This is a genomic window from Aquimarina gracilis (assembly GCF_035285365.1).
Classification (GTDB): Bacteria; Bacteroidota; Bacteroidia; order Flavobacteriales; family Flavobacteriaceae; genus Aquimarina; species Aquimarina gracilis.
This window is the reverse complement of the sequence record NZ_JAYKLX010000003.1, coordinates 58,172-76,042: the sequence shown is the minus strand read 5'-3', so window position 1 is coordinate 76,042 and position 17,871 is coordinate 58,172. Positions and strand designations below refer to the sequence as shown.

The following is a 17,871-nucleotide window of genomic DNA, read 5'->3' as shown; positions in this document are numbered from 1 at the left end:
TTACAATAGATGATTTTTTCCATTTTTCTTGCACTCTATATCCTAGTAGGAATTTTTATCATTGGAAAGTTGCTTGTGAATGGAATGCGACCCACCAAAACATTAGCATGGATGTTGGCCGTTTTTACTATTCCTGTAGGAGGAATGTTATTGTATTTTTCTCTTGGAAGAAACCGAAGGAAAAACAAACTTTTTGAACAAAAAAATCGTCAAATTGAAGCTTATGTAAGGCGAACCGAAGAAAGCTATGAACCCATGCCCGTTTCAGAATACCACGAACATCGCAGGATTATAGATTTAATCTCAAATAATAGTGGTTTCTCACCCAGTTCAAATAATAAAATCACCTTGCTCAAAGACGGTGAAGTTACTTTTAATGCCATATTTTCGGCATTGGAAAAGGCCGAAAAATTTATCCATTTACAATATTACATTTTCGAAAATGGTGAATTGGCGAATCGACTCTTACAACTTTTTGAATCCAAAAGTAAAAAAGGGGTTTCTATTCGTATTTTATATGACGGTATCGGAAGTTTTTCTTTAAGCAAAAACTATATTCGACAATTAAAAAATATAGGGTGCGAAGTATATAGTTTCTTACCAATCAGATTTGGAAAATTTCTGTCTTCTATTAACTACAGAAATCATCGTAAAATTATTATCATCGATGACAAAGTCGCTTTCACCGGAGGAATTAATGTTTCTGATAAATATATCAAAGGCGACCCTTACCTGGGGATATGGCACGATAGACATATTAAACTCGAGGGGCCAGTTGTAAATAGCATACACGCCGTTTTTGCTATGGACTGGTTTGCCACTACCAATGATGATCAAATTTTGAGTTCAGAATATTTTTTGAAACATCCAAAAGTTGGTAAATCCAGTGCTCAAATTGTACATAGTGGGCCTGATTCAGATTTTTCTTCTACACAACAAGCATATTTTTCAATTATTAACCAGGCAAAAAAGTATGTATACATTATTAATCCGTATATCATCCCAGGAGAAGGAATTTTAAAGGCTCTGCAAGTGGCTGCATTAAGTGGTGTAGATGTTCGTTTATTGCTTTCAGATAAATCAGACAGCAGTATTGTACGTTGGTGTGTGCGATCCTATTTCGAAGATTTATTAAAAGCAGGCGTTAGTATTCACCTTTTTCCTGAAAACTTTTTACATAGCAAGATCATTGTTTCAGACGATACAATTTCGTCTATTGGTACCACTAATATGGATATTAGAAGCTTTGAGCATAATTATGAAGTAAATGCGGTCATTTATGATGACGCTTTTGCCATAGAACTTAAAAATGATTTTTTGAATGATTGCAATAAAAGTATTCGACTAAACTATGATACCTTTGCAAAAAGATCATGGCAAGATCGATTAAAAGAAGGAGCCGCCAAAATTTTTAGTCCGGTTTTATAATATAATAGCGATGAAAGACTCAAAAAACATAGGCCTGGTACTCTCTGGAGGTGGTTTCAAAGGAGTTGCACATATTGGCGCAATACAAGCCTTTGAAGAAGCCAATATTGTTCCCAAATATGTTTCTGGCACAAGTGCCGGAGCTATTGTAGGTTCTTTATATGCCGGTGGATACACCCCCGAAGAAATCAAAGGCTTCTTCAAGAAAACTTCATTATTCAAATTCAACCGCTTTACAAGAAAAAAAGCAGGCTTTTTAGATTCAGAAAAGTTTCAGGATGATCTTGAGGTCTTTTTCCCAGATAATTCTTTCGAAACGCTCCAAAAAAAACTGTTTGTAACCGCAACCAATCTTGTTGAAGGAACCGTAAAAGTTTTTAGTAAAGGGCCTTTAATAAAACCCTTACTTGCCTCTGCAGCTTTTCCAGGAGTATTTACTCCGGTACTTATTAACGGAGAACTATTCGCTGACGGTGGTATTCTTGATAATTTTCCAGTTACACCTCTCGAGAAAAAGTGTGATTTAATCATTGGTATTGATGTATCTCCAATAAAAAAGCCAAAAATTACCGATTTTAAACACTCATATAATGTAATGCAAAGAGCCTATTATCTTAGAGCCGTCCCGAATGCAGAAGCAAAATTTGACCGTTGTGATTTGGTGATACAACCCAAAAAATTAGTGAACCACGGGTTATTCAGCAATAGCGGCCTCGACAAAGTATATGATCTAGGGTATCAAGAAGCCAAAAAGCAAATAGCTTTGTATGTAAAAAATCAAAAGCAATGATTCATGAGTTAAAGAATAACTACGGTTCGTTTTTTGAAACTGACCTCATAGAAGAAATCAATCAAGTAGGTGTATTTAAAGAAGTGCCCGAAGGTTTTGAGTTGATCCGCCCAGGAAGCTATATAAAGTCAATGCCATTAATCATTAGCGGAGCTATAAAAATCCTAAGACAAGATGAAGATGGAGATGAGTTATTGCTTTATTTTTTGGAAACCGGCGACACCTGCGCAATGACACTATCCTGTTGCCTGGGACATCACAAAAGCGAGATTAAAGCAATAGCCGAAACCGATGCCAAATTGGTTATGGTACCCGTAGAAAAAATGGAAGAATGGACCACTAAATACAAATCCTGGAGAAATTTTGTATTTGATAGTTATCATAAGCGTCTCATTGAAGCCATTGAAACCATAGATAGTATTGCCTTCCTTAAAATGGATGAACGACTTCTTAAATACCTTAAAGATAAATCCAAAGTGAATAGTGATCATGTGATACACAATACTCATCAAGAAATTGCTTATGATTTGCACACCTCCAGAGTTGTTGTTTCCAGGCTCCTAAAGAAATTAGAAAACGACGGCAAGGTAAAATTGAATCGAAATAATATTGAAGTGATCAATATTTAAGCTATGTAACAAAAGTTACTGCAATGGCCAATTCCTGAAATTATTTTTGACAAAAAGTAATTGATGGAAATAACAGAAACTATTGGTTTTATAGCAGCTTTGGTAATAGGCATTATTCTTGGACTCATAGGCGGAGGCGGTTCTATACTTACTGTCCCTGTATTTGTATATCTTATTCATCTTAATCCCATTACTGCTACGGCATATTCTCTATTTGTAGTTGGAGTTTCGGCATTTGTAGGAGCTATTAACAATATAAGAAAAGGATTGGTAAGTTTTCGTACAGCGATAGTGTTTGCTATTCCCGCTTTTATCGCGGTATACGCAACCCGAAAATACCTTGTCCCTATAATTCCTGATCAAATTTTCAGCATAAAAGAATTTATGATTACCAAAGAAATCGGAATCATGATTTTTTTTGCAATTATCATGTTGTTGGCCTCTATTTCGATGATCAGAAATAACAAAAAGGATTCAATACCAAAAACCAATGTACGATACAATTACCCCATAATTCTTTTGGAAGGCGCAATTATAGGGATTTTAACAGGAATCGTAGGTGCCGGTGGCGGGTTTTTAATCATTCCCGCCTTAGTCCTATTGGCAAAATTACCTATGAAAAAAGCCGTAGCAACATCCCTGTTGATTATAGCCATTAAATCTCTAATTGGTTTTATAGGCGATGTAGAAAATCTAGAGATAGATTGGTCTTTCTTATTACTCTTTACCTCTATATCAATAGTTGGTATTCTCATCGGGATGTACCTCTCAAATTTTATTGAAGGGAAAAAACTCGAAAAAGCATTTGGATGGTTCGTTTTGGTAATGGGGATCTATATAATTGTTAAAGAACTTACCTGAACAAGGCTTTGTAACAATTGTTACTGTTTTAAAGCAATAATTGCCTTATTTTTGGTAAATAAATAATAAAGAAGTGATATTCGTATCCCCAATTAAGGAATACGCAAAAAAATAGAAAAAATGCAGATAGAACAAATATATACAGGTTGTCTTGCACAGGGTGCATACTATATCGAAAGTAAAGGAGAAGTTGCAATCATTGATCCACTAAGGGAAGTGAAACCATACATTGAAAAAGCAAACGAAAATAATGCAAAAATTAAATACATTTTTGAAACGCATTTTCATGCTGATTTTGTGAGTGGCCACCTAACGTTAGCCAAAGAAACTGGAGCCGAGATCATATATGGCCCTCTGGCTAATCCATCTTTTAATGCCACCATTGCCAAAGATGGACAAGAATTTAAACTTGGAGACCTCACCATTATTGCGTTGCACACCCCTGGCCATACTATGGAAAGTACGACCTATCTTTTACGTGACACCTCTGGTAAAGACCATGCTATTTTTAGTGGTGATACTTTGTTTCTTGGTGACGTTGGCCGTCCTGATCTAGCACAAAAAGCTGCAAATATGACCCAAGAAGAGCTTGCAGCAACACTTTATGATAGTTTACGCAACAAGATTATGCCTTTGGCAGATGATGTAATTGTATATCCTGCTCATGGCGCGGGTTCTGCTTGTGGTAAAAATATGATGAAAGAAACCGTAGACACCTTGGGTAATCAAAAGAAAATGAACTATGCACTTCGCGCAGATATGAGCAAAGACGAGTTTGTAAAAGAGGTAACCGAAGGACTGTTACCTCCTCCATTATATTTTCCGTTAAATGTAAAAATGAACAAAGAAGGGTATGCCGATATCGATGAAGTTCTAGAACGAGGGATTAATCCATTATCTCCTGAAGACTTTGAAGCATTGGCCAATGAGACTGGAGCCGTAGTCCTTGATGTAAGGCATCAAAATGAATATATAAAAGGCCATATCCCAAGATCCATATTTATTGGTATCAAAGGAGATTTTGCTCCATGGGTGGGTGCTTTGATTGCCGATGTGCAACAACCTATTTTGCTAGTAACTCCAGAAGGAAAAGAGGAAGAAGCGATCACTCGTCTATCAAGAGTAGGTTTTGACAATACACTAGGATATCTTAACGGTGGATTCGAAGCATGGAAAAATGCTAGTAAAGATTATGATACCGTAACCTCGATTCCTGCTTCAGAATTCAAAAGCATCTTAAATAAAGAAGAAGTTCCAGTTTTTGACGTACGTAAAGATGGTGAGTTTATTGCAGAGCATATAGATAAGGCCACCCATACACCTTTAAGCTTTATTAATGAGTATTTGGCAGATTTTCCAGATGAGAAAACTTTTTACGTGCACTGTGCCGGAGGGTATCGATCTGTAATTGCCGCTTCAATTTTAAAGAGTCGTGGTATACATAACCTAATTGATGTTGCAGGAGGTTTTGCAGCTATCAAAGAAGTAGGGATCAAAACTACAGACTATGTTTGCCCTACTACTTTAAAATAAATCTTTGTTATGTAACATAAGTTACTGATACCACCTTTTGATTTTAATTTCTTTGTATCAAAAGAAGTTATAAATGAATTGGATATACACTCCCTGGCCCTGGTACATCTCGGGGCCCTTACTTACCCTGGTAATGGTTTCCTTATTGATGATTGGCAAACGATTTGGTATGTCATCAAATCTTAGAACCTTATGTACCATTTGTGGTGCTGGAAAAGTATCAGATTTTTTTAGATTTGATTGGAAAGCACAACGCTGGAATCTTATAGTAATAACCGGAATCATAATTGGTGGATTCATAGCTAGTAATTTCTTATCCAACGACGCTAAGGTCAACCTAAGTTCCAAAGTGGTTACTACACTCCACGCTCAAGGTTTTGCAAGTGCTGGAGAAACGTATATGCCCGATATGTTATTTTCTAATGAAGCATTAACCGATCCAAAAGTTTTATCATTACTAATTATAGGAGGTTTCTTGGTGGGTTTTGGCGCACGCTACGCAGGAGGATGTACTTCGGGACATGCAATATCTGGATTAAGTAATTTACAGGTACCATCGCTTATTGCTGTAATTGGTTTTTTTATGGGCGGTTTAACGATGATACATCTAATTTTTCCTTTAATTTTTTAGTCGTATGCGCTCAATAATATATTTAGCAATTGGTATTTTCTTCGGAATTGTATTATTCAAATCTGAAGCTGCTTCGTGGTTCAGGATTTATGAAATGTTTCAGTTTGGTTCTTTTCATATGTACGGGATTATTGGGTCTGCCGTTGGACTTGGTAGTATAGCTATCCAAATCATCAAGAAATTTAAAATAAAGTCAATTTATGGAGAAGCAATAAATATTCCTCCAAAAGAAAGAAGCTTTACCAGATATTTAGTGGGAGGAATCCTTTTTGGATTGGGATGGGCACTTGCCGGTGCTTGCCCGGGACCAATGTTTGTTTTGGCTGGGGCAGGATACATTCCAATACTTGTCGTTATAGCTTCCTCTATTTTAGGGACTTTTATATATGGGTTGGTAAGAAACAAATTACCTCACTAGCTCAAGAGTACGTTCATTATTACTTTCTTCGTTATTTTCCCAACAATTGATATTGTAAAATGTATCCCCGACCGCACTGGAAGTATTCTGTACTAAAAGAGACGGAGGAATTCTAGGAAACTCACAATTAAACAACGCTATATATCTTTTCAACACATTTTAGTTATGCTTTATTAATTCTTCCAACTTTAATCTGGTTTTGCTACCATCTATATTAGTATAGAGTAATTCAAGAAAACCATATTCAGGATGAAAAAAAGCGGTTAACTGTGTTTTGCCTATTCTGCTTAGTGCTTCAGCTTCAATAATATAAGAGTCTAATTTTCCAAATACTGTATTTATTCGATTTTTACCCTTGATTTCATAAGTATATTTGTTTTCAATTACCCCTTTCCATTTTACCCATCTTTCATCTCCCCATATATCTCCAATCCGCAAACCCCACTTCCATTTATTTCCGATCTCATAGGGTTCCTTAATGAAAGGAAATGGGTTTAATTCAAGAATTCTGAAATATTTATCCCTTGGGGGGTGTATCCATATATTTTTTTCGTTTTCTATTAAGCCGGAAATTGAATTAAATGATTCCGGTTCTTTTCTTTTTAAATAACTATATTCAACAAGAGTCTGATTATAATTAGGAATATGCTCAATCATAGGTTGAAGCCCTTTCTTTATTTTTATTTTCACTTTTAGAATTGTATTATCATCTATTGAATCAGCATTCACAAATTTCCAAGCATATCTACGATCATTTATCAGAGTATCTATCGCAAAAAGGTATTTCACGTTATTCTTTGTAAAATGCTCATAAGAATAAACAAATTCAAATTTCTCCTTATATATATGATTGTTTTTCGTGTATCTATTTTGATCTATATTAATTGAATCGAACACTTCTACATATATTCCCTCTTCTTGAATTAATTTATATTCCTTAGAGTTATTATTAAAATCTGATTTACAACTTATCGCTGCAAAAATCAATATTCCAAAGTTCAAAAGTAGTTTCATATTAATAGAAGTATGTTTTAATGACTTTTTTTTGATCCAATTTCTGGTGTATAGCTAACAAGGATTTGTTATAATCTTTTGGTTATACTATTATAATAATTAAACGTTTTCTCTTCATTATTTTAAATTTAGTAACTTAATCTTAAGGAAAGAAGCTGCCTTTTTAGACAGCTCCTTGGATTTCAATAAATATTAATTTGTAGTATAAATATATGTTTTCACTAAAAAGTAAATGATCATTACTAAAGTTGAAACAATTGTAATTACAGCTATTCCTGTTTTTATGGCTTTGCTTACATTTTGTTTGAGTATTATAAAATATAATGCGGCGAACAAAATTGGAATTGATGTTAAATACAGCATAATTTATCTATTTTTAAAATTAATTATTACATTAATCATGAGCTCCTCCAGAAGCATCATGATAGCCTACATAGGCTGCTATTCCAGGAATCCCAAATATCAATAGCCATTTATAAAAAGCCTCATCATTTTTTGAAATTAGAAAAAATTGATTAACTAAAAAATTCAAAAGAGGTTACGACCAAATTATGTACAGAGTGTAGCAATATCGAAAAAATAAGACCATACTTCAATCTCACAAAAGCAAAGTATCCGCCGATAACAAATTGTGGTAACACTAGTACAGGTATATATAAAAATTGCCATGAATGTTGAAAATCATAATTATTAGCATGGATTAATGCAAAAAATAAAAGATGGTAGTAAAAAAGATAAGTGTACTTATTTCTTAATGAAGAAATTACTCTATCGGATATCAAAAAATTCATTAAGATTAGTGCAAAAACTATGATAAATCCAAGTAAAATATAGTTAATTTCTGATAGTTTGTAAAAAACAATTGCAATATAGAAGATTTGGATTGGTATACTAATTAGAAAAAATGATTTTTTGATTACTAGAGATAATCGAAAACCAAGCTCTTCTAATATTGGCGCTATCAAAATAGCTTGTAAAATTCTCATCTGAGTTAATCTAAAGTCCGTGGGTTTTTTTTCAAAAATTAGTGTCCTCAAGGAATCATCCAAAAAAATTAATATCAATAAGAAAAAAGCATAAAGAAAAATAAATGGCACAACAATTTTTACAAAAGAAAAGATTATTTGATTAAACGGTCTTTTTAATGTATCATCTTCATATCTTTTAGGTTGCTTTAGAAATTCTATAAATTCTTTCATTCGAGATGTGAATTTAAATAGGGCAACCTTAATTATGATTGCCCTAAAGTAATTGTCAAAGATAGCATATTTTAATGCATTATGCTTTCATATACATCTTCGAAACCTTTTATAAAACCTGAAAAGAATCGGCTATTATCCCATAGACCACCAACTCCTATTAAAAGCCCTCCTTGTAAATCAATAATCTCTTTCTCGTTCAGTTCGGTAACATTTATCATTTGTAAATCCATAATTCTAAATTTTAAAATTAAATTAACTTTTCTATTATAATATTTGTACTAACATTCTAACTGTTGACACTGCTAATGCAGCTACCGTACCAGCAACCGCGCCAACAATATAACCACCTCTGTATCCTTGGTCACCTCCATTAATTTCTGTAATTTCTAAAGAATTCATTTCCTGAACTCCAAACTCATTTAAATTTTTCATTTTTTTTATTTTTAAATAATTTAACATTGTGCTTATGTGTATGATCTCGTCAAACCAAATTAATAAGCTTTAGTAATTGTTACGGTAACAATAAAAGAACTGCGCTGTTCTTTTATACTGCAATACTACTATACCAGCGTACCATTTTTCGGGACGCTGTCATAAAATTTGTATTTTTTTCAATAAAATTTCCTCCATAAATAGATCGTACCTCTTTGGCATCTAAATCTTTGGTAACAAAGCCAAACCTGAACCGTACTTCTTCTTCATAAATAAAGCTTTGTAATCCTATTTTATAGATGATGGGCGCATTTAGATCTTTCATAATATCAATTAATCGATATACCTGAGTTTTGGATATCCCTAGCTTTGAAGCTAATGCTCCGGGAGAACCTGTTGCTTGCAATCGTATTAGTTGATCAATTCTTTCTATTAATTCAATATGTTTGATGACGATATTCATTTCTCGTTTTTTTAATTCAACTTTTATGCTACATCTACGGTTTTCTTCTTAATCTCAGAAAGGTCAGGCATTTGTTTTTGCCATAGGTCATAGTATTTTTCTTGTCGTGCATACAATACTTCGTGATTTCCTTCTTCAACCACAGCTCCTTTTTCTAGCACCACGATCTTATCAGCATTGACTACTGTACTTAATCGGTGTGCTATAATGATGATGGTTTTATCCTGATCTCGTAGGGATTGTACTGCATTTTGAATGTAATTTTCTGAAGTGCTATCCAACGATGAGGTAGCTTCGTCTAATACCAGGATCTCTGGATTTTTGTATAAGGCCCTTGCAATAGCGATGCGTTGCTTTTGTCCTCCAGACAGGGTAGCTCCGTTTTCTCCTAGGTAGGTATTAAATCCTGAAGGAAGGTTTTCGATAAATTCTAAAATTCCGATGACTTTACATACCTCCATAATGCATTGTATATCGGGTGCAAATTCTCCTACAGCAATATTTTCGACTACATTACCAGCAAAAAGATCAATTTTTTGTGGCACCACACTTACAAGGTCGCGTAAGCTCATGTTATCGATATATTTTAGATCTTGATCACCAATCAAGATTTGTCCTTTTTGAATAGGATAAATATTCTGTAAAAGTGACATTAGGGTTGATTTTCCAGAACCGCTATCGCCAATAATAGCTGTAATTTTTCCTTTCGGGATTTGCAGGTTGAAATCTTTAAACACTTCAACTCTGGATCCATATCTAAACCCGACATTGGTAAATTGAATATCCCCAATACTGTCTTTGGTCAATTTTATTTTTCGCTCTTCGTCTTCGCGTTCCAGATCCATGATTTCAAACAAACGGTCTGCTGCGATCAAGGCATTTTGTATTTGTTTGTTTGACGTAATCAAACTGGCCACCGGATTGGTAAGATACCCTACAATGGCATAAAAAGCCATCAATTCTCCAGCTGTTATTTCATTCTGTATTACAAAGAAAGACCCGCTCCATAGTAATACAATGGTAAACAACTGTGCTGCCGTTGTCGTACTGGCCCCAGAAAACACACTGTTTAACGCTGATTTGTATCCTGTTTTTAATAGGCTAATAAAACGGGTTTCAGTTTTGATGTTAGCAAAATCTTCTAGTCCGAATCTTTTGATAGTTCCCACAGCATTCAAAGATTCTACCAACTGGCTCTCCAAATCGGCCGACTTTTCCATGATGCCACGTTCGGTTTGTTTGTTTAGCTTGTTTGTGATTGTATAAATGATTGCATATACCGGAATGATGGCCATCATGATTAAGGCGAGCTTCCAGTAGTACGAAAACATTAAAGCAAACGAAAATACCAGGATCATTGCATTTACGGTCAGATTCAAAGCAACTCCGTTGATGAACGTTCTGATTTTTACCGCATCACTGATTCTTGAGGTTATTTCTCCCACACGCATGGTATCAAAAAATTGCTGTGGTAGTTTTAAAAGGTGTTTGTAGTACCCTAGGATCAATCTCGAATCGATTTGCTGCCCGGTTTTGATCAAAAACACATCTTTGTAAGCACCTACAATAAACTTTAGCACCAACAAAGCTACCATGACTACACCTAGTAAGTTCAAAAGCTTGGTACTGGTGCCCATAAATACATGGTCGGTAAGTTTTTGTACATAGATCGAGGTTGAAAAGCCAAGCAAGGTATAGATAACGGCGCCTATCAAAGCTTGTACCAGGGCTCCTTTGTGTGGCTTTAGTAAGAACCAAAAACGTTTAAAGACAGATACTTTTTCGTTTCCCGTAGTAAAATCTTCTTTTGGTAATAGCAATACTAATACTCCGGTCCATGCTGCGGTAAACTCTTCATGGGTTTTCTTATGGAATTTCCCATCTCCCGGATCCATGATTAAGATGTGTTCTTTTCTTACTTCGTAGATCACCACATAATGATGTAGTTTTTCACGGACAATTACATGAGCGATTGCCGGTTTTGGGATTTTGAAAAGACTCTCCAAATCCCCTCGTACCCCTTTGGCATCAAAGCCTAGTTTATTGGCCGCTTCGATAAGCCCTAATACATTGGTTCCCTTTTTGTCGGTACTTGCAAACTGACGAATACGAGCGATTGGAATTTGTAATTTATAGTGTGCCGAGATTGATGCCAGGCAAGCAGCACCGCAATCGGTGATATCGTGTTGTTTTATTTTTGTTTTAGCCATTTTGTTTTCTTTAGTAGTGAGTATTGAGAGGTATGAAGTTCGGGCTTCGAGAGCCTCAGTCCTCATACCTATTTTGGTTGATAACTCCCTATGGTTCTCGAAGGACATTTCCAACTTCCGTCTTCATACTACTTTTACATTTTTCGTTTATCATTTGTCATTTAACAGATGCCTGCGTAATAGTCGGACTTGATGGGTTTAACCAGTCGTCGACTTTATCATACAACAGATCAAATAAGGTGCACTCGGTCAATTGAAATCGTGCACTTAGGGTCATCCCTTTATTAAAGTGTCCTTCAAAACCATTTTTGAGTTGCAACTGCTTCTGGTCTATGACACAACGCACCTTAAATACGGGTTGCTCATTGATTACATCTACATCTTTACTGATCTCCAGGATTTTTCCAGTGGCCAATCCCCATTGGTTATAATTGAAAGCATCAATCTGAAAGTTTACAGGCCTCTTTTCGCTTACCAATCCGATATCGGCTGGCGACAAATAACACTCTGCGATAAGACCAGTATCAGGTGAGATCTCTGCAATAGAATTACCTCCCAGAATAAGAATTCCGGCTTCGATCCCGACTACATTTTTTAAGACCCCATCAATGGGAGCTGTAATTACCAATTCTTTTTGGTTTTGTTCCAGCTCGGTAATCCCCCCTTCCAGCTCACGGATGGTATTTTTGTAATCGGTTACCGTAGTTTGCCAATTGTTTTTTTGTTGTTTTTTATATTGCTTTAGGTTGTTGGCGGCCAGTTTGTGCTCATAGGCACTTTCTTCGTATTCTACTTTGGCAACCACCCCTTTATTGTATAATTTTTCGTTACGCAGGTAGTCTACTTTGGTTTTTTCAAACGTGGTTTTAAGCTCATGCATTTTTTGTGCGAAATACAAAAACTCTTTTTGATAGCGAACCGACTGTATTTTGGCAAATTTTGGTTTTTTGGTATTGATCAGGTATTCACAATCGGCAATAAACTGTTTGGTTTCTTCTAGCTGGGTGGTGGTACGTTCCATCTTTTTGTTAACTAAAGAGGCATTGGTCATCAAAAGGGTATCACCTTGTTGAACTTTTTGGTTATCCAACATATTGACAAAAACTACTTTACCCGATTGTAGTGGTGTAATTTTGATACGCTCTTTGCTAGGTTTTAGTATCCCCCTGGCGGTGGTATAAATGTCCACCTTGATAAACGGCAATAAGATCAGGGCGATCAAGATAGCAATCAGGATCGTGGCATAAATCATTTTACTAGTGTTACTATGCTGAAACTGGTGTACCTCGGTAGTATGCTCTATAATTTCTTTTGGAAATAACTGTTTCATCTTTTTAACGGTTTTCTTGATTAAAAAATAAGTTGATGAACAAAGATTAGCGACTCCAACAGAAATTGTGAGAGGTTTAAGATAAAAATGGTGAGTACATTGATCATTTTGATCGGATTTTTACAGTTCGATTTTTGATGGATGAGAATGCGAAATAGATATGCAAAAGTTTATTAACCGATCTTCACGCATACGATGGAACTCCAGAATGATGACTGTCTTTAACATAAAAACCAAATCTAAACCCAACGGATGTTTCGTAAATAAAACTTTGTAGGGTCATATCGTATAGAACAGGCGCATTTAATTCTTTCATGATATTAATGATGCGATATACCTTGGTTTTTGAGATTCTCAATCGCACCGCCAATTGGTCTGGCCATCCTGTGGCTTGTAAACGAATTGATTGATCGATACGTTCGATTATTTCTATATGTCCGATGATAATACTCATAGTGTGTTTCCCTTTTAATGGTTCGTACTTTTTTATTTCTTCTCGTGATGCAACACGACTATGTTTACGATTTGTTTAGTTCGTTAAATTTTGCGGGGTAGCTTTTTTTTGACGATATGCTATTATTTGGGTTGTTGGATTATTAGAGTGTTGGATTCTTTAGATCTTTCAATATTTCACTCCTGACTTCTTAACTTCTTCATTCTTGCTCCTTAACTCCTGACTCCAACAAATGCTTCCTCTTGACTGTGCAAACAAGTTCGCATTGTTTTGGGAAAATTTACCTCGTATCGTAAGATGGTGCTATTACAATTACTTTACATCAAATATTAGCTCTTATACACAAATTGTCTTAGAAAAAGTGCTGAGACCAATTAAAAATGGGACGAAAAAGAAATAAAAAGGGATTCTGAAACCTGAATATTTTCCAATTTTTAAGCGTTCACCTTAAAATCTGGTGTTTTGACTTTTAGTTTTTTTCAAAACCATATTTTTTTTAATGCTAAAATGTGTCAAACGGGAACAAACAATGTGTTTTTTTTGATGGTGAAGACACTATATTATATGTAACATAGAAACTCAAGGTAATTATTATTTGTCAACAATCATAAAGTAAGCACCAGCAGCCCATTACTACTAAAGAACAATACAAAAAGCCCTTATCACATAACGATAAGGACTTTTTTATTGCCTCCTGCTACACTTTAAATACATTTTCAAAAAAATCATCTTTTTTCTTCAGTTTCAAAAAGTAAAACTCACGTCGCATATACTTGCGCCATGAAAACAGAAATGAGATGTAAGAGATTAAGTCTGAGGAGTCTTTGATTAACCTTGAGGAGTACATAATCGATGATGAGGAACTCGAAAATATCGTTGAGGAATGCAATATACCAGGTGAGAAGTCAATTATACCGGATGAGTAATCGATTATACCAAGTGAGGAGCCTATTATACTATGATCGTATTAAATATACCCGTTGAGAAACCAATTAAATCAGTAAAACTTAAAAAACAATTAATCTAAGCCAAAATAATATGAAACCATTAAGAAAAGCTGAAACAACGCTACTAGAAGTATACCGAGTAGCCCTTGAAAATGTCAAAAACCAACCTGTGATCGCCCAGGAGACGGTAAAGCAAGTTTCAAAAGCTACGAATTAGGTGAAAGTCAGTAGCTAGGGGGCAAAATGCAGGAGTTAAGAATTCAGAAGTTAAAGAGTATAAAGTAAAAAGTCTAATGATCAAAATCCAACCATCAACTAAATCACCCCACTAATTCCATGGTAAGCTCATTTTTACTTTCTTTTTGCTGTTCCCAACAATCTATATTATAAAAAGTAGTTTCAGCAATTTTGGTAAGTGCTTCTTGGGTTGCAAAAGCCTGATGTGGTGTTATAATCACATTAGGTAATGCGATAAGTTTTTGTAGCATCTCATCTTCTGGAATATCCTTAGAATGATCGTAGAAAAAAACACCACTTTCTTGCTCATATACATCTGTACCGTAGCCTCCAATACTCTTTGATTCTAGTGCTTTGATAACTTCTTTGGTATTAACCACAGCGCCCCTGGCTATATTGATAAGAAGCACATTTTTCTTCATTAATTTAATTGCTTGAACATCAATCATATAATGCGTTTTGGTAGTAAGTGGTATACACAAGAATATAACATCGGCTTCTGTATAGATGTTTTCTAAGGTTGTATAATTGGCACTGTATCTTGTTTTTAGATCTTCATCTTCAAAAATATCATTGGTCAAAATGGCACATCCAAATCCATGCATGATCTTTGCAATTACTTTTCCGATGCTACCGGTACCGATAATTCCCACAGTTTTTTTATTAAGATCGAACCCTACGAGATTACTTAAGGAAAAATTATACTGCTGTATCTGTTGATTTGACCGTAAAAGCTTACGGTTAAGTGCCAACAATAAGCCCACCGCATGCTCTGCTATCGAATGTGGAGAATATCCTGCAGCATTGGCCACTTTGATCCCCAATTTTTTTGCTTTGACAAGATTTACATTGTCATAACCCGTTGAGCGAAGTGCTATATGTTTAACTCCAAAATCCTTTAACCTCTCCAGGACCATAGAAGATGCGTCATCTGCCGAAAAAATTGAAATTACATCAAAACCCACAGCCAAATGAGCCGTTTTTGTAGTAAGTCGCTCAGGGACATATTTGATATGATATTTTTCACCATTTGCTTTTTCCAGAAACGGAATTTCAAAATCCTTTGCGCTATATATCAAGATCTTCATCTGCCAATTCTTCTATAATTAATAGTTGTTGTCCTTTAAGTGCCCAGATTAACACTTTTACATAATCGGTTACTGCCTTTTTTGTGTTTTCGGGCTCGGTAATATCAATAGATCCTTTCCAGATCAATTCTCGTTCTTTATCTGGACAAATGCAGTACAGGGAAGACTCTGCATGAAAAATTTGATATTCCTCATAATAATCCTCATCCTGAAAAATTTCTTGGTTCTCAAAATAATCTTCTTTAAAACTATCGAAAGTTCTATCCAGATTTCTGTAAGCCTTCACCACTGTAACTCTGTCTTCTACACCTACTACTTTTGAAAGCAAAATCGCATCAAACCCTTTCTCGATCAAATCTTTTTCGAGCATCATTAACTCATCATCGGTTCTTGGCGAGGTGGTAAAATTTTCTTCAAAAAAGTCAAGGCTTCTTATAGCATTAACGCCATTTTTTTTCAGCTCAGAAGTCAATTTTTTTTCAAAAACTTTTCTATTTCCATCTTCGTTGGTTATTCCGATTACCAAAACCTTTTGAGCTTCAAAAATATCAATATCAGGGTTTTTCCAGTTTTCTACTAGTTCACTTGAAGAACAACTAAAAAATAATCCCACAAGTAGCACTAAGTATGTATAAGATTTGTTCATGTTTTCTTGGTTTATTTTATTATTTCATTTAATCGTTCTACGACAATGTTGGTGTATTTTGGTGTTTGTTCTATGATAGATTCTCCAGATATCACATCCACGTCTTTTAAGGCAATATTGCTACTACCCACAGTTGAGAGAATAATAAGTTTGTCTAATTTATCGGGATGATTTTTTATAAATTTTTTTACATTGCGAGGTGGGCTTCCATACTCCCAGGAATTGATAATAATTAAGGCATCCCATTTATCAATATTTACTGTAAACATTGTATACACATCAATTACCTTGAAATAAATGGTGTCATTTTGATAATGTTTCAAAACCCCCTGAACCAATGAATCTTTAAACCGACTTCCTTGAGAGGCTATCAAAACTTTCGTTTTTAGTTCTGGGTTATTAACTTCAAAAGGTATTACTGTATCCATAGAATAGGTGTACTCATACCATACCCAAAATGCAGCAAACAATACTAAAATGGTCACTATGGTGATCTTTGCTATACGTTTTACCAAAATATGCTAGTTTAATAATCGTTTTTGTTTGCTTTGTTTCATAATCATTTTGATTAGATCAAAAATGCTGCGCTTGATCTCTTTGTAGGCTATAAGATATTCACTCACCTCTTCTAGTAATTTACCATGATCTACTTTATACTTCTTTTCTTCTGCTGGTTGGTCAATTCCATCTACAAGAATTGTAAGCTCATTATAATGGTTGATAATGCGTTTTAGTAAAGGTTCTATCGCTTTTCTTTTTTGAACTAAATCATCTACTACTTTCTTACTTTTTTCAAAAGTTTTGCCCGAGATAAGTTGTAATGTATTGTTTTCGATAAGTTCATCAAGAAAATGCTGTTCATCTTTGATGAATTTGAGTTCAGATATCCAATGTAACGAGGCCTCATGTAATTCTTCGGGACTTCGCCACTCTATATACTTTACATTTGGTTTTTTAGGTTTCATCTTTATTGGATTTAGTTAAAGAAGGCAGAAAATCATACCCCCATATCTTCTGCCTTTGATCAGGTTAAGCGATATCAATTATTCTTTTTGGCGGTTCTTTGGTCTCTTCTTTTTTCATAAGATTAAGTGTGAGAATACCGTCTTTGTATTTAGCTTTAACCTTTTCATTTTGATCTACATTGTTGGGTAACTGTAGTTTTCTGTCAAACGAGCTATAGTTAAACTCTTTACGTGTATAATTTTCTTCCTCTTCTACTTCTTCCTTGCTTTGTGTTGCACAAATATGCAAAACGTCGTCTTCCATGGTTACTTCAATATCTTTTTTTGAAAAACCAGGAACCGCAAGTTCGATTTCGAAGTCTTTTTCATTTTCCTTGACATTCATCGCAGGAAGATTTCTATCTTTTATAAAAAAATCATCTGCAAAAAAATCATCTGTATCCAACCACGTAGCAATTCTGTCGTTGAACCAGGGGAATCTGTTCTTGTTAAATTTAATTAGTGACATGTTTTACGTTTTTGATGTTATTAATTGATTTTAAGTATGCTAAAGTTAATTTGACAAGTATCGTATTAAAATGATAATTATCAGT

At 34.8% G+C, this 17,871-nt stretch carries 21 protein-coding genes; 8 read left to right on the top strand and 13 right to left on the bottom strand.

Annotated elements, in window-relative coordinates; translation table 11 throughout:
- Nucleotides 1–9 precede the first annotated feature (9 nt).
- From cls to U6A24_RS06300, 7 genes are all read left to right on the top strand, one after another.
- On the top strand, nt 10–1,428 hold the full coding sequence (cls, locus tag U6A24_RS06330) for a cardiolipin synthase (RefSeq protein WP_324179103.1): 1,419 nt from the start codon (nt 10–12) through the stop codon (nt 1,426–1,428).
- A 10-nt stretch (nt 1,429–1,438) separates the two neighbouring features.
- Nucleotides 1,439–2,218, top strand: a complete 780-nt coding sequence (locus U6A24_RS06325) for a patatin-like phospholipase family protein (RefSeq protein WP_324179102.1) — start codon at nt 1,439–1,441, stop codon at nt 2,216–2,218.
- A complete protein-coding gene (locus U6A24_RS06320; protein WP_324179101.1) occupies nt 2,215–2,847 on the top strand; it encodes a Crp/Fnr family transcriptional regulator in 633 nt (210 codons plus the stop codon). Before U6A24_RS06325 ends, U6A24_RS06320 begins: the two co-directional genes overlap by 4 nt.
- A 63-nt stretch (nt 2,848–2,910) precedes the next feature.
- Nucleotides 2,911–3,708, top strand: coding sequence for a sulfite exporter TauE/SafE family protein (locus U6A24_RS06315; RefSeq protein ID WP_324179100.1), 798 nt, complete (start codon nt 2,911–2,913; stop codon nt 3,706–3,708).
- Nucleotides 3,709–3,828: 120 nt separating this feature from the next.
- Nucleotides 3,829–5,241, top strand: a complete 1,413-nt coding sequence (locus U6A24_RS06310) for an MBL fold metallo-hydrolase (RefSeq protein ID WP_324179099.1) — start codon at nt 3,829–3,831, stop codon at nt 5,239–5,241.
- Between the two features lie 73 nt (nt 5,242–5,314).
- A complete protein-coding gene (locus tag U6A24_RS06305; RefSeq protein WP_324179098.1) occupies nt 5,315–5,872 on the top strand; it encodes a YeeE/YedE family protein in 558 nt (185 codons plus the stop codon).
- Between the two features lie 4 nt (nt 5,873–5,876).
- Nucleotides 5,877–6,290, top strand: a complete 414-nt coding sequence (locus tag U6A24_RS06300) for a DUF6691 family protein (protein ID WP_324179097.1) — start codon at nt 5,877–5,879, stop codon at nt 6,288–6,290.
- Between the two features lie 159 nt (nt 6,291–6,449).
- Here U6A24_RS06300 and U6A24_RS06295 read toward each other — a convergent pair whose 3' ends face one another.
- The 8 genes from U6A24_RS06295 to U6A24_RS06260 form a co-directional block, all read right to left on the bottom strand.
- Nucleotides 6,450–7,304 (bottom strand): hypothetical protein, encoded by an 855-nt coding sequence (locus U6A24_RS06295; RefSeq protein ID WP_324179096.1) that lies wholly within the window; start codon nt 7,302–7,304, stop codon nt 6,450–6,452.
- A gap of 394 nt (nt 7,305–7,698) precedes the next feature.
- Complete coding sequence (locus U6A24_RS06290) at nt 7,699–7,836, bottom strand: hypothetical protein (protein ID WP_324179095.1); 138 nt, start codon at nt 7,834–7,836, stop codon at nt 7,699–7,701.
- 738 nt (nt 7,837–8,574) lie between these two features.
- A complete protein-coding gene (locus tag U6A24_RS06285; RefSeq protein WP_324179094.1) occupies nt 8,575–8,736 on the bottom strand; it encodes a hypothetical protein in 162 nt (53 codons plus the stop codon).
- Between the two features lie 34 nt (nt 8,737–8,770).
- Nucleotides 8,771–8,938: a hypothetical protein gene (locus tag U6A24_RS06280; RefSeq protein WP_324179093.1), complete on the bottom strand. Its 168-nt coding sequence runs from the start codon at nt 8,936–8,938 to the stop codon at nt 8,771–8,773.
- A gap of 112 nt (nt 8,939–9,050) precedes the next feature.
- A complete protein-coding gene (locus U6A24_RS06275; RefSeq protein ID WP_324179092.1) occupies nt 9,051–9,401 on the bottom strand; it encodes a hypothetical protein in 351 nt (116 codons plus the stop codon).
- Between the two features lie 23 nt (nt 9,402–9,424).
- Nucleotides 9,425–11,611, bottom strand: a complete 2,187-nt coding sequence (locus tag U6A24_RS06270) for a peptidase domain-containing ABC transporter (RefSeq protein ID WP_324179537.1) — start codon at nt 11,609–11,611, stop codon at nt 9,425–9,427.
- A gap of 157 nt (nt 11,612–11,768) precedes the next feature.
- Nucleotides 11,769–12,941, bottom strand: a complete 1,173-nt coding sequence (locus U6A24_RS06265) for an HlyD family secretion protein (protein WP_324179091.1) — start codon at nt 12,939–12,941, stop codon at nt 11,769–11,771.
- A gap of 184 nt (nt 12,942–13,125) precedes the next feature.
- Nucleotides 13,126–13,395, bottom strand: coding sequence for a hypothetical protein (locus tag U6A24_RS06260; RefSeq protein WP_324179090.1), 270 nt, complete (start codon nt 13,393–13,395; stop codon nt 13,126–13,128).
- 1,038 nt (nt 13,396–14,433) lie between these two features.
- Here U6A24_RS06260 and U6A24_RS06255 point away from each other — a divergent pair.
- On the top strand, nt 14,434–14,559 hold the full coding sequence (locus U6A24_RS06255; protein ID WP_324179089.1) for a hypothetical protein: 126 nt from the start codon (nt 14,434–14,436) through the stop codon (nt 14,557–14,559).
- Nucleotides 14,560–14,662: 103 nt separating this feature from the next.
- On the opposite strand, the gene U6A24_RS06250 is transcribed toward U6A24_RS06255, so the two are convergent.
- From U6A24_RS06250 to U6A24_RS06230, 5 genes are all read right to left on the bottom strand, one after another.
- The gene (locus U6A24_RS06250) at nt 14,663–15,667 is read right to left on the bottom strand and encodes a 2-hydroxyacid dehydrogenase (protein WP_324179088.1); all 1,005 of its coding nucleotides are present in this window, start codon (nt 15,665–15,667) and stop codon (nt 14,663–14,665) included.
- Entirely contained in the window at nt 15,648–16,313 is a 666-nt protein-coding gene (locus U6A24_RS06245) for a hypothetical protein (protein ID WP_324179087.1), read from the bottom strand. The genes U6A24_RS06250 and U6A24_RS06245 overlap by 20 nt, the downstream gene beginning before the upstream one ends.
- 11 nt (nt 16,314–16,324) lie before the next feature.
- Nucleotides 16,325–16,828, bottom strand: a complete 504-nt coding sequence (locus U6A24_RS06240) for a hypothetical protein (protein ID WP_324179086.1) — start codon at nt 16,826–16,828, stop codon at nt 16,325–16,327.
- A gap of 6 nt (nt 16,829–16,834) precedes the next feature.
- Nucleotides 16,835–17,278, bottom strand: coding sequence for a hypothetical protein (locus tag U6A24_RS06235; protein ID WP_324179085.1), 444 nt, complete (start codon nt 17,276–17,278; stop codon nt 16,835–16,837).
- Nucleotides 17,279–17,342: 64 nt separating this feature from the next.
- Entirely contained in the window at nt 17,343–17,786 is a 444-nt protein-coding gene (locus tag U6A24_RS06230; protein WP_324179084.1) for an Hsp20/alpha crystallin family protein, read from the bottom strand.
- Between the last annotated feature and the right edge of the window lie 85 nt (nt 17,787–17,871).